The organism is Achromobacter mucicolens, from assembly GCF_902859725.1.
GTDB lineage: Bacteria > Pseudomonadota > Gammaproteobacteria > Burkholderiales > Burkholderiaceae_B > Achromobacter > Achromobacter mucicolens.
The window spans coordinates 229,838-243,373 of the sequence record NZ_CADIJP010000005.1 but is presented as its reverse complement, the minus strand read 5'-3'; the positions used below and the strand labels follow the sequence as shown (position 1 = coordinate 243,373).

The 13,536-nt window shown below is 66.9% G+C and carries 13 protein-coding genes; 5 read left to right on the top strand and 8 right to left on the bottom strand.

The window, feature by feature from the left end; genetic code table 11:
- The first annotated feature begins 120 nt into the window (after window positions 1–120).
- Complete coding sequence (parS, locus tag HV786_RS08190; protein ID WP_128829258.1) at window positions 121–591, top strand: type II RES/Xre toxin-antitoxin system antitoxin; 471 nt, start codon at window positions 121–123, stop codon at window positions 589–591.
- Window positions 588–1,100, top strand: coding sequence for an RES family NAD+ phosphorylase (locus HV786_RS08185; protein ID WP_128829257.1), 513 nt, complete (start codon window positions 588–590; stop codon window positions 1,098–1,100). The genes parS and HV786_RS08185 overlap by 4 nt, the downstream gene beginning before the upstream one ends.
- Window positions 1,101–1,159: 59 nt before the next feature.
- Here HV786_RS08185 and HV786_RS08180 read toward each other — a convergent pair whose 3' ends face one another.
- Together HV786_RS08180 and HV786_RS08175 are read right to left on the bottom strand one after the other, a co-directional pair.
- Window positions 1,160–2,245 carry an alcohol dehydrogenase gene (locus HV786_RS08180; RefSeq protein WP_175210512.1) on the bottom strand — a complete coding sequence of 362 codons (1,086 nt, stop codon included), beginning with the start codon at window positions 2,243–2,245 and terminating at the stop codon, window positions 1,160–1,162.
- A 13-nt stretch (window positions 2,246–2,258) separates the two neighbouring features.
- Window positions 2,259–3,467 (bottom strand): ABC transporter substrate-binding protein, encoded by a 1,209-nt coding sequence (locus HV786_RS08175; RefSeq protein WP_128829256.1) that lies wholly within the window; start codon window positions 3,465–3,467, stop codon window positions 2,259–2,261.
- Window positions 3,468–3,689: 222 nt separating this feature from the next.
- On the opposite strand from HV786_RS08175, the gene HV786_RS08170 reads away from it, so the two are divergent.
- Window positions 3,690–4,430 (top strand): IclR family transcriptional regulator, encoded by a 741-nt coding sequence (locus tag HV786_RS08170; RefSeq protein ID WP_175210510.1) that lies wholly within the window; start codon window positions 3,690–3,692, stop codon window positions 4,428–4,430.
- Window positions 4,431–4,458: 28 nt separating this feature from the next.
- Here the strand turns inward: HV786_RS08170 and rocF are convergent, their stop codons facing one another.
- Window positions 4,459–5,397, bottom strand: a complete 939-nt coding sequence (gene rocF / locus HV786_RS08165) for an arginase (protein ID WP_128829255.1) — start codon at window positions 5,395–5,397, stop codon at window positions 4,459–4,461.
- Window positions 5,398–5,448: 51 nt separating this feature from the next.
- A complete protein-coding gene (rocD, locus tag HV786_RS08160) occupies window positions 5,449–6,684 on the bottom strand; it encodes an ornithine--oxo-acid transaminase (protein ID WP_217472106.1) in 1,236 nt (411 codons plus the stop codon).
- A 163-nt stretch (window positions 6,685–6,847) separates the two neighbouring features.
- On the opposite strand from rocD, the gene HV786_RS08155 reads away from it, so the two are divergent.
- Both HV786_RS08155 and HV786_RS08150 read left to right on the top strand, forming a co-directional pair.
- A complete protein-coding gene (locus tag HV786_RS08155; RefSeq protein WP_128829286.1) occupies window positions 6,848–7,669 on the top strand; it encodes a MetQ/NlpA family ABC transporter substrate-binding protein in 822 nt (273 codons plus the stop codon).
- Between the two features lie 12 nt (window positions 7,670–7,681).
- Window positions 7,682–8,137 carry an Lrp/AsnC family transcriptional regulator gene (locus tag HV786_RS08150; RefSeq protein WP_056317626.1) on the top strand — a complete coding sequence of 152 codons (456 nt, stop codon included), beginning with the start codon at window positions 7,682–7,684 and terminating at the stop codon, window positions 8,135–8,137.
- 15 nt (window positions 8,138–8,152) lie between these two features.
- Here HV786_RS08150 and HV786_RS08145 read toward each other — a convergent pair whose 3' ends face one another.
- From HV786_RS08145 to HV786_RS08130, 4 genes are all read right to left on the bottom strand, one after another.
- On the bottom strand, window positions 8,153–9,322 hold the full coding sequence (locus tag HV786_RS08145) for a metallophosphoesterase (RefSeq protein WP_128829254.1): 1,170 nt from the start codon (window positions 9,320–9,322) through the stop codon (window positions 8,153–8,155).
- Window positions 9,323–9,423: 101 nt separating this feature from the next.
- On the bottom strand, window positions 9,424–10,644 hold the full coding sequence (locus tag HV786_RS08140) for an alpha-hydroxy acid oxidase (RefSeq protein WP_175210508.1): 1,221 nt from the start codon (window positions 10,642–10,644) through the stop codon (window positions 9,424–9,426).
- 106 nt (window positions 10,645–10,750) lie between these two features.
- A complete protein-coding gene (gene asd, locus HV786_RS08135; protein WP_128829253.1) occupies window positions 10,751–11,620 on the bottom strand; it encodes an archaetidylserine decarboxylase in 870 nt (289 codons plus the stop codon).
- Window positions 11,621–11,756: 136 nt separating this feature from the next.
- Window positions 11,757–13,388, bottom strand: a complete 1,632-nt coding sequence (locus HV786_RS08130; RefSeq protein ID WP_056318739.1) for an ATP-binding cassette domain-containing protein — start codon at window positions 13,386–13,388, stop codon at window positions 11,757–11,759.
- Between the last annotated feature and the right edge of the window lie 148 nt (window positions 13,389–13,536).

The following is a 13,536-nucleotide window of genomic DNA, read 5'->3' as shown; positions in this document are numbered from 1 at the left end:
GGCCCAGCCTTGCGCGGGTATTTCCAAATGGGATATTATAAATTCAATTTGGTAATTCAGCCGCTCATGGCGTGGCCGGTCCCCCGGTTTGCCGCCCGTGCGCGGCGCCCGGAGCAGACCATGACCATCGCCCTTGCCGATAAATCGCCGACCAAGCGCGGCGCCACCGCCAAACGTCCGCCGCGCGCCCGGCAGCTGTTCCGCGGCCTGGTCGACAGCCCCCTGACCGACATCGCGCGCGACGTGCATCGCGGCCTGCCTGCGCAGATGGTCGACGATGCGGCTGATTATCTGCAGGTGCCCAAGGCCGAGATCATGGCCATCACGGAGGTCAAGGCGGCTTCGCTGTCGCGGTGGACGCGTGAAGGGCAGGCGCTACCGCTGGGCGAATCCGACCGGCTTGCCCGCGTCGCCCGGGTGGTCCGCGTCGCGCGCCAGGTGCTGGGCAGCGACGAGGAGGCGGTGCTTTGGCTGAACACGCCCGTGCCCGCGCTGGGCAATGTCAAGCCGCTGTCGCTTCTGACCTCGGACGCCAGCAGCCGCATCGTCGAAGACACGCTTGCCCGTGCCGCAGCGGGCGTCTACGCATGACGGACTACGTTTCGCTCTGGCGCATCGGCACCACGGCGGGCAAATACCGGGCGGACGACCTGAGCGGCGCGGGCGCAGCCGCCGTGGGCGGCCGCTACAACAGCCCCGGCACGCCAGTCGTGTATGCCTCGGCCAGCGTGGCGCTGTCGGTGCTGGAAACGGTGGTGCACTTTGCCGCGCGCGCGTCCCAGGAGGCGAACCGCTACCTGATTGAACTGGCCGTGCCCGCTGCCGTCTTCGAAGCACGCCAGTCGCTGTCGCTGGCGCAGCTTCAGGACGACTATCCGTTCTGGGATGCGGTGCCCTTCGCGGAGGCCTCGCAGGCCGTGGGCGATAACTGGGTGGCGTCGGGCGTATCGGCGCTGCTGGAACTGCCCAGCGCCATCGTCCCGTATCGCGGCGTGCCGGACTGCAACTTTCTCGTCAACCCGGCGCATCCGGATGCCGAGCACATCGTGGTGGTGCGGCGCGAACGCTTCATCTACGATCCGCGCCTGCGGCCCGCATAGCCTTCGACACACGACGCGCCCGATGCCGGGCGCGCCGCGCGGGAAGGACGGCGGATGTGTCAATCGACCGTCAGCACGGCGCGTCCCACGACCTTGCCTTCGCGCAGCGAGGCCAGCACGCTGTCCGCCTCGGCCAGCGCATGGCGGTGCACGGGCATGGGCGGCACCTTGCCGGCCCGCACCAGTTCCATCAGTTCCTTCAGTTCGGCCAGGTTGCCCACGTAGCTGCCGATGATCGACAGCGCCTTCATCGGGATCAAAGCGATCGGCCACGTCGAGCCGCCGCCGAACAGGCCCACGATGATGAGCTTGCCGCCCTTGGTCAGGAAGTCGAACGCGAGCGAGGTGGTGGCCGGTGCGCCGACCAGGTCGATCGCGGCCTGCACCGGCTTGCCGCCCGCGGCCTTGACGATCTGCTGCGCGGCATCGGGCGCGGCGCCGTCGATGGCCGCCAGCGCGCCCGCGTCCAGCGCCGCCAGCGCGCCCGCGTCCAGCGCCGCCTGCCGCTTGGCCGGGTCGATGTCGACCACGATGGCGCCCGCGCCACCCAGTGCCTTGATAAGGGTCAGGCTCATCAGTCCCAGTCCGCCCGCACCAAAAATCACGACGGGATGTTCGCGGTAGACCTCAGCGCCGATCTTCTTCAATGCGGAATACGTCGTGAGACCCGAGCACGCGTACGGCGCGATCTGCGCGGGATCGAGGCCGCCGATGTCGATGAGGTAGCGGGGATGCGGCACCACGATGTGGTCGGCGTATCCGCCGGCGCGATGCACACCCAGGCAGGCCGGCGCGGTGCAGTGGTTTTCCATGCCGGCTGCGCACGAGGCGCACTTGCCGCAACCGATCCACGGATAGACGAGGTAATTGCGATCGGTGGCAAGCCCTTGCGCGTCAGGCCCGGCCGCCACGACGGCGCCGACCGTTTCGTGGCCCATCGTGAGCGGCAGCGACACGCCGCGGTCCTTGAGCGACAGCGTGCGGCCCTGGCCCAGGTCGTAGCCGCCTTCCCACAGGTGGATATCGCTGTGGCACACGCCGGCCGCACGGACCTTCAGCAGCACCTGCGTCCCCTGCGGGGTGGGCGTGGGCTGATCCATTTCCTGCAAGGGTTCGCGGAAATTGACGACGCAATAGCACTTCATGGTTGTCTCCTTTCTATTTCTTGACCAGGGGGCATTCGCTGTCGGCGAGCGACACGAAGACCTTTTCGCCGGGCACCGTGGACAGGATGCGGTAGTAGTCGTTCGGGTATTTGGACTCGGCGGGCTTTTTGACCTCGACCAGGTACAGGTCCATGATGACGCGGCCGTCTTCGGGGCGCACCCGGGCATTCTTTATCAATTTGGTCGTGATGGGCAATTCCCGCATCTTCTGGTTGACCGCCGCGCCGTCGAAGCTGCCCGCGGCCTGCGCGGCCTGCAGGTAGTGGGTGGTGGCCACGTAGCTCAGGGCCTGGACGATGGACGGCGCGCGCGTGACGCCCATCTTCTTCTGCCAGCGCTGCGTCCACGCGCGGGTGTCCTCGTCCGCGTCCCAGTAGAAGCCGGTGGGAAAGGTGAGGCCCTGCGCGACGGGCAGGCCCATCGCGTGGACGTCGTTGATGAACGTCAGGAACGTCAGCATGCGTTGCTTGCCGCCCGCCAGCCCGAACTCCTGCGCCTGCTTGATGAGGTTGACCAGGTCGCCGCCGGCGCTGGCCAGGCCCACGACGTCGGCCTTGGAGGACTGGGCCTGGACCAGGAACGAGGCAAAGTCCATGGCGCCCAGCGGGTGGCGCGTGCTGCCCACGACCTTGCCGCCGGCACGCTCGACGAAGCGCGAGGCATTGCTTTCCAGCGATTTGCCGAACACGTAGTCGGTGGTGATGAAATACCAGCTCTTGCCGCCGCCCTCGACCACGCTCTTGACCACGGCGTTGGCCAGCGCGTAGGTGTCCGGCGCCCATTGCGTGCTGAGATTGCTGCATTGCTTGCCGCTGAAATCGCCGGCAAAGCCGCCGCTGATGAGCGCGGTGCCGCCTTTTTCACGGGCGACGCCCTGGGCGGCGAGCCCGGCCGAACTGGCGCCGCCGTCAACCACCGCGACCAGGTTCTGGGTGTCGAACCAGCGGCGCACCAGGGCGGAGGCCACGTCGGCCTTGTTCTGGTTGTCCGCGCCGACGACCTCGACGGTCTTGCCAGCCACCTTGCCGCCGAAATCTTCCACGGCCATGCGTACGGCCGTCTCGGACCCGAGACCGCCCAGGTCGGAATAGATGCCGGAACGATCGTTGGATACGCCCAGCCGCACGACATCGGACTGGGCCTGCGCCGCGCAGGCGGCCAAAGTGGCGGCCAAGGCCGCCAACACGGGTTTGATACGCATCTGTCTGTCTCCCAACCCTGGAATGGGCCGTTTTATTGATCTGTTGGATGACGCGGTAACTCGGGAAGGCGGCGCCGGTGCTCCAGCCGGCTGAAATTTATTTCATATTGGTGAATGTAAATTCCTGTGCAAGAATTTAGGTACCTGTCCATGAAAAGTCAACACGGTGGAACACCCTAGTCCGGGGGGACAGAATCTGTTGCCACGAAGGAGGGAGACGCCTTGGAAGTCAAGCTGGTTGCCCGCACGCTGGAGCTGCTGGAGCTGTTTGCGCAGACCCGGCGGCCCATGCCGCTCACCGAACTGGCGCAGGGGCTGGGCGCGCCGATGTCCAGCTGTCTGGCCCTTGTGCGCACGCTGGTGGCCCGAGGCTATCTGTACGAGGTCCGGCGCCGCGCCGGGTATTACCCGACGGCCAAGCTGCACGGGCTGGCCGCGCAGATCCTCACGGGCGATCCATGGCTGGACCTGGTGCGTCCGCGACTTGCCGCGCTGCGCGACGCGGTGAACGAGACCGTGATGCTGGGCAAGATCCAGGACGGCGCCGTCGTGTTCCTGGACGTCGTGGAATCCACCCAGCCCGTGCACTATGCCGCGCGGGCGGGCGAGCGGCGGCCGCTGCACACCAGCTCGGTCGCCAAGGCCATTCTGGCGCGCTTGCCCGACGCCGAGCGCGAGCAGGCGCTGGCCGCGGCGCAATACATCCGCTACACGGACCGCACCCTGACCACGCGCGAAGCCTTGCTGGCCGATGTGGAGCGCGCGGCGGCGCAAGGCTGGGCGTCGAATGTGGGCGAGAGCGTCGTCGACCTGACCGGTCTGGCGGTGGCGCTGGATCTGGGGGGCGAATGGTATGCGCTATGCGTGGCGGGCCCGACGCCGCGCGTGTGGGCGCAGCGCGAGGAAAACCTGCTGCGTCTGCGCGAGGCGGCAGAGGCCATCCGGCGCGACCGCGAGGGATAGCGCGCCGGTCCAGTGCGCTCGCGGCCCTTCAGGGCCCCCGGCGCACCAGCGTGGATTTGCCGAACAGGCTTTCGATGAGGTCCACCGCCAGCTCGGCAGTCCGGTTGCGCACGTCGAGCGCCGGATTCAGTTCCACCACGTCCAGCGAACGCATGAGACCGGTGTCGGCAATCATCTCCATACAGAGCTGCGCCTCGCGATAGGTGGGGCCGCCCATCACCGTGGTGCCCACGCCCGGCGCGATCTCGGGGTCCAGAAAGTCCACGTCGAAGCTCACGTGCAGATGCGTCTCGGCGTCCAGGCCGGCCAATGCGGCCTGCATGGTGGCGCGCATGCCCATCTCGTCCAGGTAGCGCATGTCGAAGACCTCGAGGCCGGCCTCGTGCAGCAGGCGCTTTTCGCCCGGGTCGACGCTGCGGATGCCGATCTGGCGCACGCAGGACGGCTCGATGTCCGGGCATTCGCCGGACATGCCGATCAGCGGCGCCGGCCCGTTGCCGCACAGGCAGGCCACGGGCATGCCATGCAGGTTGCCGGTGGGCGTGAGCGCATGGGTGTTGAAGTCGGCGTGGGCGTCCAGCCACAGCACGCGCAGCTTCTTGCCCACGGCGCGGCAATGGCGCGCGACGGCGCTGACGGAGCCGATTCCCAGGCTGTGGTCGCCACCCAGCAGCACCGGCAGGCGGCCCAGCGCCAATTCCTCGTGGACCGCATCGTGCACGGCGCGATTCCACGCCGTCACTTCCTCCAGATGCCGGTAGCCGTCAACGGGCGGCAGCCAGGGGTTGGCGGGGCCGTACAGGTTGCCGAGGTCGCGGACCTGAAAGCCCAGCGCTTCGATGACCGGGCCCAGGTCCGCGACGCGCAGCGCTTCCGGGCCCATCGAGGCGCCGCGGGCGCCGGCGCCGATGTCGGTCGGCGCGCCGATCAGAGTGACGTCGGTGGGCAGAGTAGGGGTGTTCGTCAATTCGCGTGCTCCGTGTTGCGGTTCAAGACTTGCCGTGCGCGGGCGTGAACGTCAGGCGGCCGACAGCACCGCCGCCAGTTGATCGCACGCCCAGTCCACCTCGTCGCGCGTGACGATGAGCGGCGGCGACAGGCGCAGGGTATGCCCGTGGGTGTCCTTGACCAGCAAGCCCCGCGCCTGCAAGCGTTCGCACCACAGGCGGGCGCCGCCCGCGTCCGGCTCCAGTTCGACGGCCAGCATCAGGCCGCGTCCGCGGACCTCGCGCACCGGACCGGGCAGCGCGCGCAGGCGCTCCAGGAAGTGGGCGCCGACCACGGCCGCGTTCTCGATCATGCCTTCCTCGGTCAGCACCCGCAATGCGGCGCGCGCGATGGCGCACGCCAGCGGATTGCCGCCGAAGGTGCTGCCGTGCTGTCCGGGCTGGAACACGCCAAGCACGTCCGCGTTGGACAGCACGGCGGATACGGGATAGAAGCCGCCCGACAGCGCCTTGCCGATGAGGGTGACGTCGGCCTCGATGCCTTCGTGTTCCTCGGCCAGCAACTTGCCGGTGCGTCCCAGACCGGTCTGGATCTCGTCCAGGATCAACGTGATGCCGCGTTCCGTGCAGCGCTGGCGCACGCGGCTGAAATAGCCCGGCGGCGGCAGCACGACGCCCGCTTCGCCCTGGATCGGCTCGACCAGGAAAGCGACCGTGCGGTCGCTGATGGCGGCGTCAAAGGCCTCAAAATCGCCGAACGGCACGACCTTGAAGCCGGGCGCGAACGGACCGTAATGGCCATAGGCGTCGGGATCAGTCGAAAACCCTACGATGCCCAGCGTGCGCCCATGGAAATTGTTGGCGCACACGATGATCTCGGCCTGGCCCTCGGGCACGCCTCGTACCTCGTAGCCCCACTTGCGGACCGCCTTGATGGCGGTTTCGACGGCCTCGGCGCCGCTGTTCATCGGCAGGATCTTGTGGGCGCCCGTCAGGCGCGCCAGGTCTTCGTAGAAGCCCGCCATCTGGTCATGGCGGAACGCCCGCGAGGTCAAAGTGAGCTTTTGCGCCTGCTCGGTCATGGCGGCCAGGATGCGCGGATGGCAGTGGCCCTGGTTGACGGCGGAGTACGCGGCCAGGCAGTCCATATAACGGCGGCCGTCGACGTCATGGACCCAGACGCCGCTGCCGCGCGCCAGCACGACATCCAGCGGATGGTAGTTGTGCGCGCCCAACTGGTCTTCGATGCGGTCGCGGCGGCTGGCCGCTGACTGCGCGCTGGGCTGTGGGGTCATCACGGCACTCATGAACGTCTCCCAAGGGCGTACTGAGGCCATCTTAGCGCCGCCGGGGCGGCTTGGCATTGCCATTGCGTGACAAAGGCCTTTTCGGGGCGCGGTGCGCCAGGTGCTGCACAATAGCGCCTGTGCCGGACCGTCGTCCGGCGTTCCGATTCTGTGGATGGCTGACATGCTTGTGCACCAATTGCTTAAGAAACTGACGCGGGGGGCCGCGGTGGCGGCGCTGGGATTGGCTGTTATTGCGCCCGCTGCCGCGCAGGAACAGCCCCTGCGCATCGGCGTCATCGCCAGCGTGGCCAACGAAGCCACCGAATTGGCAATTGCCCAGGCAAAGCAGCAGGGTCTGGACGTCAAGCTGGTGGAATTCAACGACTGGGTGCTGCCCAACATCGCGGTGGCCGATGGTTCGGTGGACGCCAACTTCTTCCAGCACGCGCCGTTTCTTGAACTCTTCAACCAGCGGCGCGGCGCCAACCTGCAACCCATTGCGTATGGGTATTCCACGACCATCGGGCTCTTTTCCAAGAAGCTGAAGAAGGGCGATCCGGTGCCCGAGGGCGCCACGATCGCAGTGCCCAACGACCCGGTCAACACCGGACGCGCCTTGCTGCTGCTGCAGTCGATGGGGCTCATCACGCTCAAGCCGGGTGTGGCGCATCAGGCCAGCCTTGAGGACGTGGTGGCCAATCCGAAGAAGCTCAAGTTCGTGCAGATTGAAGGCTCGCAGTCGGCCCGCACGTTCGACGATGTGACCGCGTCGGTCACCTACACGACCTTTGCCAAGCAGGCAGGCCTGAACGAAAAGGACGGTCTGGCTTTTGACAATACCGACCCGGACAGCATCCGGCGCTACGCCATCCGCTGGGTGGCCAAACCCGAAAAAGCGCAAGATCCGCGCCTTTTGAAATTCATTGCCATTTATCAGAACTCGCCCGAAGTGAAGGCCACGCTCAAGCGTCTTTACGGCGACCTCATCTCCTTCCCCTGGTAAGGGGGCATTCCCATGTCTGACCTCGATGACCGCGACCGGAAACTCTTGACGCTGTTGGCCGACGACGCCACGCCCAGCTATGCGGAGCTGGGCAAACTGCTCAACCTGTCGGCGCCCGCTGTGCACGAGCGGGTCAAACGGCTCAAGCGCGATGGGCTCATCAAGGGCATTGCCGCCAAGCTCGATGGCGCGAAGATGGGCCGGCCGCTGCTTGCCTTCGTGCATGTGGACACGATCAACTGGACCATCACCCAGCAGGTGCTGGGTCTGGCCGAACTGAACGAAGTCGAAGAGATCCACACCATCACGGGCAAGAGTGCCATGCTGCTGAAGGTGAGGGTGCGCGACACCCAGGCGCTGGAACTGCTGCTGGCTCGCATCCATCAGATCGAAGGCATCAGCAACACCACCAGCGACATCGCGCTGACCAGCTATCTGGAACGCGGACCGCTGCCCGAGGCGGCCTGAGCCACCGCCCTGCGGTCAGCGCGACGAAACGGTGCGCAGCCGCAGCCGCGTGATCTCTGACGGCGCCCACAGGCGCTTTGGCGGCCCCCAGTAACCGGTGCCGCGGCTCGTGTAGACCCACATCTTTCCCAGCCGGTGCAGCCCGGCGGTGAAGGGCTGCTGGAACCGCACGAAGAATCCCCACGGAAAGAATTGCCCGCCATGGGTGTGGCCGGAGAGCTGCAGCGTGTAGCCCGCCGGCTCGGCCGCGGCCGCGCTGCGCGGCTGGTGCGCAAGCAGGATCCGGACCGCGGCGTCGGCGGGCGCGCCGGCCAGCGCCGCCCTTGGATTGCTGCGCTGATGCGGATCGTAGGCCCCGGCGCTGTAATCCGTGACGCCCGCCACCACCACGGGCAGGCCCGACGGATGGATCACGGCGTGTTCGTTCAGCAGGACGCGCAGACCGAGGCGGCGGAATTCCGCAATCCACGGGGCCGCGCCCGAATAGTATTCATGGTTGCCGGTGACCAGGTACACGCCGAAAGGCGCGCGCAGCTCGCCCAGCGGCCGGGACTGGGCGGCAAGCTGCTCGACGCTGCCGTCGACCACGTCGCCCGTGATGGCGATCATGTCGGGCAACTGCTCGTTGACCGCGTCGACGATGGCCTGGACATAGCGGCGCTTGATGGTCGGACCGACGTGGATGTCGCTGATCTGCACGATGGTGAAGCCGTCAAGGTCCTGCGGCAGGCCGGCAATGGGCACGTCAACGTCGACCACGCGTGCGCGTCGCCGCGCGTTATAGAAGCCCGTCAGCGTGCCGGCCAGCGCAAGCACGATGACCGTCCATGCGCTGGCGCGCCGCAGTTCGATCCAGGGCAGGTTGGCGCCCGCCGCGAGGTTGCCCAGCCACAGGATCAGTAGAAGCGCGTCGCGCAACACCGTCAGCACGAACAGCGACGAGAACAGACCCATTGCCAAAAGGCCGACCCAGGCGATGCGGTCGCCCCATGGCGGATTGACGGACGAACGCGCCAGCATGCCCATCGGGATCAGCACGCAGGACAGCACGAGGAAAAGAATGGCCGCGGCGTCGCCTTCGCGGCCAAGCAGCAGATCGGGAATCAGACGGACGCCGACGTACACATGGGCGAGGGCGCCCAGGGTCAGGAACCGCAGGAAGAATGAGGATTGGCGCAGGGACACGGCAGCGGGCAGGCGCGCCGCGGAAGGACGCGCAGGAAACCAGGGAACCGCCATTCTATGCCCCGCCGGCGCGTCGCGTGTTGCACCGCGCGACGGTCTCGTCAGGCCGGCAGCTCGCCTTCCCGGCAGATGAGGCTGGCGTCCATCTCATCAAGCCGGTTGATGCCCAGCATCGCCATGTTGCGGTCGACCTCGGCGCGCAGCAATCCGATGGCGTGCGCGACGCCCTCCTGTCCGCCCACCGCTGCGGCGTAGTTGAACGGGCGGCCGACGAACACGCAGCGCGCGCCCAGCGCCAGCGCCTTGAGCACGTCCGTGCCGCGCCGCACGCCGCTGTCCATCATCACCGTCATCGCGCCTGCTTGCGCCACCACGCCCGGCAGCGCGCGCAGCGGCGAGATCGCGCCATCAAGCTGGCGCGCGCCGTGGTTGGACACGATGATGCCGTCCGCGCCGTGCTGGCGGGCCAGCGCCGCGTCGCGCGGATGCAGGATGCCCTTGATGATGAGCGTGCCCGGCCATTGCCTGCGGATCCGGGCGACATGCTCCCAGCTGAGGTGGTCGCGCGCCGTGAAGTCGCGCAGCACCGACGCGGAGACGATGGGCGCACCGCGCGTGGCAAAGGAGTTTTCAAAGTGCGGCATGCCGTGCGCCAGCAGCGTGCGCAGGAATGTGCCGGCCAGCCAGCGCGGGCGCGCCAGGCCGTCCAGCGCCAGGCGCAGGCTGGGCTTGAGCGGCGTGGAAAATCCCGTGCGCACGTTGTTCTCGCGGTTGGCGGACACGGGGATGTCGACGGTCAGCACCAGCGTCTCGAAGCCCGCGCGCCGCGCGCGTTCGATCAGCGCATCGATCTTGGCGGGATCGCCTGGCAGATAGGCCTGGAACCAGGTGCCGGGCGCTTCTTCAATGACGGCTTCAAGCGGGATCAGCGACGTGCCGCTCAGGATCGCAGGCACATTCTGCTCGCGCGCCGCGCGGGCCAGCACGATGTCGCCCCGGTAGGCCGACAGCGCGCTGATGCCCATGGGCGCGATACCGAACGGCGATGCGTAGGTGCGGCCAAACAGTTCGGTCTGTTGCGTGCGGCGCGAGACATCGACCAGGACGCGCGGGGTGAACGCGTACTGGGCGAACGCATCGCGGTTGCCTTTGAGGGATTGGTTGTCTTCGGCCGCGCCGGCGATGTAGCCGAAGATGGGGCGCGGCAGCCGGCGGCGTGCGGCAGTCTCGAAATCGTCCAGGGACAGCATGCGCCCCAGTGCGCGGGACAGCGGATGGGCAGTGGCGCGAGGCGCGGCGGCGGGCAGGGCGGTTGTGGTCATGGCGGGCCGGTAAAAGCCCGTAATCTAACAACGCCCGTCTGCGGTAGAAAGCGAATAAAACAAAATCTGTTTGTTCGCTTTGAGCGAACAAGCGGATTCTGCAGATTTACACCTGGGCGGGCAACGCCAGCAGTTCGCCCATGCGCACCGGACCCAGCACCGACGGCGTATCGGCCCAGCGGATCTTGTCCGGCCCGAACAGCACGATGGCCGTGGAGCCCAGCTTGAAGCGGCCCATCTCGGCGCCTTTTTCAAGGTGGATGGGCGCGCGGGCGGTGGCGTCGTAGCGCACGGACTTGATACGGCGCTTGTATGGGGTGACCAGACCCGCCCACACGGTTTCGATGGACGCCACGATCATCGCGCCCACCAGCACGACCGCCATGGGACCGTGTTCGGTGTCGAAGATGCACACCACGCGCTCGTTTCGCGCGAACAGGCGCGGCACGTTGCGGGCGGTCAGCGGATTGACGGAAAACAGACGGCCCGGCACATGGATCATTTCGCGCAGCGTGCCGGCGACGGGCATGTGGACGCGGTGATAGTCCTTGGGCGACAGATAGATGGTGGCGAATTGTCCGCCCTGGAAGGGCGCGGCGCGCTCGGTGTCGCCGCCCAGCAGGTCGGCAAGCCCATAGCTGTGGCCCTTGGCCTGGAAAATGCGGCCCTGTTCGATGGCGCCCATCTGGCTGATGGCGCCGTCGGCCGGACACACCACCGCGCCCGGCTCTTCGTCCAGCGGCCGCGCGCCGTCTTTCAGCGCACGCGTGAAGAAGTCATTGAAGCAGTCGTAGGCCAACGGGTCTTCTTGCAGCGCCTCGCTCATGTTCACGCCGTACTTGCGGACGAAACGCGAGATCATCCAGTTCTTCACCGCGGGTTCGCGGCAGTCCGATGCGTATCCGAAGAAGCGCGACACCAGGTGATGCGGCGCGAGATACTGGCTGGCAAGAAAAAGTTGGTCTTTGATAGGCATCTAGGGCGCTAAAAAACGCGTCCCGCATGCAGCGGGACGTGGTTGAAGGTGCCGCGCGGGCCAGGTTGAAGCTGGAGTCCGGCAATTCGGCGCGATTGTAACGCGGGTTGGCCGGGCGCGGCGCGCAAAAACGCGCTCAGGCGGCCTTGGCGGCCAGCTTGGTCTTGTAGAGCCAGTCCTTGTAGTCGTCCAGGTCGCCATCGAACGGGTTGACCTTGCCGTCAGCCACGATGATGAACTGGTCCGTGGTGGCGCGCAGCAGGTGGCGGTCGTGCGAGACGAGCACCAGCGTGCCTTCGAACTGCGCCAGTGCGTCGGTCAGGGCCTCGCGGGTCTCCAGGTCCAGGTGGTTGGTGGGTTCATCCAGCAACAGCAGGTTGGGGCGTTGCCACACGATGAGCGCGAGCGCCAGGCGCGCTTTTTCGCCGCCGGAGAAGGGGGCGATGGAACTGGTGGCCATCGTGCCGTTGAAGTTGAAGCTGCCCAGGAAGTTGCGCAGTTCCTGTTCGCGCACGGTGGGTGCGATCTTGGTCATGTGCCACAGCGGCGATTCATCGTGTCGCAGCATCTCGACCTGATGCTGGGCGAAGTAGCCGATGGACAGACCCTTGTTGAACTGAGTCTCGCCGGCAAGCGACTCGATTTCGCCGGCAATGGTCTTGATGAAGGTCGACTTGCCCGCGCCGTTGATTCCCAACAGGCCGATGCGCTGGCCCGCCTGCAGCGAAAAGTTGATGCCCGACACGATGATCTTGTCGGACACGGCTTCGGTGGCTTCGTCCTCGATGCGATAGCCCGCGCTGACCTTGTCCATCGTCAGAAGTGGATTGGGTGCGCGCAGCGGCTCGCGGAACTCGAACGAGAATTCGGCGGCGGCGCGCAGCGGCGCCACTTCTTCCATGCGCGCCAGGGCCTTGATCCGGCTCTGCGCCTGTCGTGCCTTGCTGGCCTGCGCCTTGAAGCGGTCGATGAACGATTGCAGGTGCGCGCGTTGGCGCATCTGCTTTTCCATCATGCCTTGCGCCAGCTCAAGCTGCGCGGCGCGCTGGCGCTCGAACGACGAGTAGTGGCCGGAGTAGCGCTTGAGCTTGCGTTCGTCGATGTGGACGATCACGTTCACCACGCCGTCCAGGAAATCCCGGTCGTGCGAGATGACGATGAGCGTGCCCGGATAGCGCTTGAGCCAGTCTTCGAGCCAGATGATGGCGTCCAGGTCCAAGTGGTTGGTGGGCTCGTCGAGCAGCAGCAGGTCGGACGGACACATCAGCGCCTGCGCGAGGTTCAGGCGCATGCGCCAGCCGCCGGAAAAACTCGTGAGCGGCAGGTGCATCTGCGCCTGCGTGAAGCCCAGGCCGGTCAGCAACTGCTCGGCGCGCGAATGCACCGTGTAGGCATCGGCGTCGGCCAGCGCGGCATAGATCTCGCCCATGCGCAGACCGTTCTCCGCGCTTTCCGGTTCGGCTTCCAGCGCGGCCAGTTCCGCTTCCAGCTTGCGCAGCGTGGTGTCGCCGTCAATGGCGTATTCGATGGCGGGGCGATCCAGCGCGGGCGTCTCCTGCGCGACGTGCGCCACGCGCCACGACGCGGGGTAGTCCAGGTCGCCCTGGTCGGCGTGCAGCGTGCCGCGCAACAGGCCGAACAGGCTCGATTTGCCCGCGCCGTTGGCGCCGATAAGGCCGATCTTGTCGCCGGGGTTCAGAAGCAGGTCGACCTTGTCGAGCAACGGCTTGACGCCGCGCATGAGTGAAACTTGTTGGAAGCGGATCATGACTATGAAACGGGATGGCGCGACGGGCGCGCGGCAAGGCGCCGGCCAGCGGCGCGGTGCAAAGGGCGGAAAGCGGGGCGGGAGGGCGCGCGCAACGTGCGCGCCGGCGCGAAGAATGAACGGAATGGAAGCGACCCAACTCCGAACG

Bases quoted from the DNA above. Each gene is read 5' to 3' on its own strand.
- parS (WP_128829258.1), top strand. From the start codon at position 121: ATGACCATCGCCCTTGCCGATAAATCGCCGACCAAGCGCGGCGCCACC.
- HV786_RS08185 (WP_128829257.1), top strand. From the start codon at position 588: ATGACGGACTACGTTTCGCTCTGGCGCATCGGCACCACGGCGGGCAAA.
- HV786_RS08180 (WP_175210512.1), bottom strand. From the start codon at position 2,245: ATGAAGTGCTATTGCGTCGTCAATTTCCGCGAACCCTTGCAGGAAATG.
- HV786_RS08175 (WP_128829256.1), bottom strand. From the start codon at position 3,467: ATGCGTATCAAACCCGTGTTGGCGGCCTTGGCCGCCACTTTGGCCGCC.
- rocD (WP_217472106.1), bottom strand. From the start codon at position 6,684: ATGAGTGCCGTGATGACCCCACAGCCCAGCGCGCAGTCAGCGGCCAGC.
- HV786_RS08155 (WP_128829286.1), top strand. From the start codon at position 6,848: ATGCTTGTGCACCAATTGCTTAAGAAACTGACGCGGGGGGCCGCGGTG.
- HV786_RS08150 (WP_056317626.1), top strand. From the start codon at position 7,682: ATGTCTGACCTCGATGACCGCGACCGGAAACTCTTGACGCTGTTGGCC.
- HV786_RS08140 (WP_175210508.1), bottom strand. From the start codon at position 10,644: ATGACCACAACCGCCCTGCCCGCCGCCGCGCCTCGCGCCACTGCCCAT.
- asd (WP_128829253.1), bottom strand. From the start codon at position 11,620: ATGCCTATCAAAGACCAACTTTTTCTTGCCAGCCAGTATCTCGCGCCG.
- HV786_RS08130 (WP_056318739.1), bottom strand. From the start codon at position 13,388: ATGATCCGCTTCCAACAAGTTTCACTCATGCGCGGCGTCAAGCCGTTG.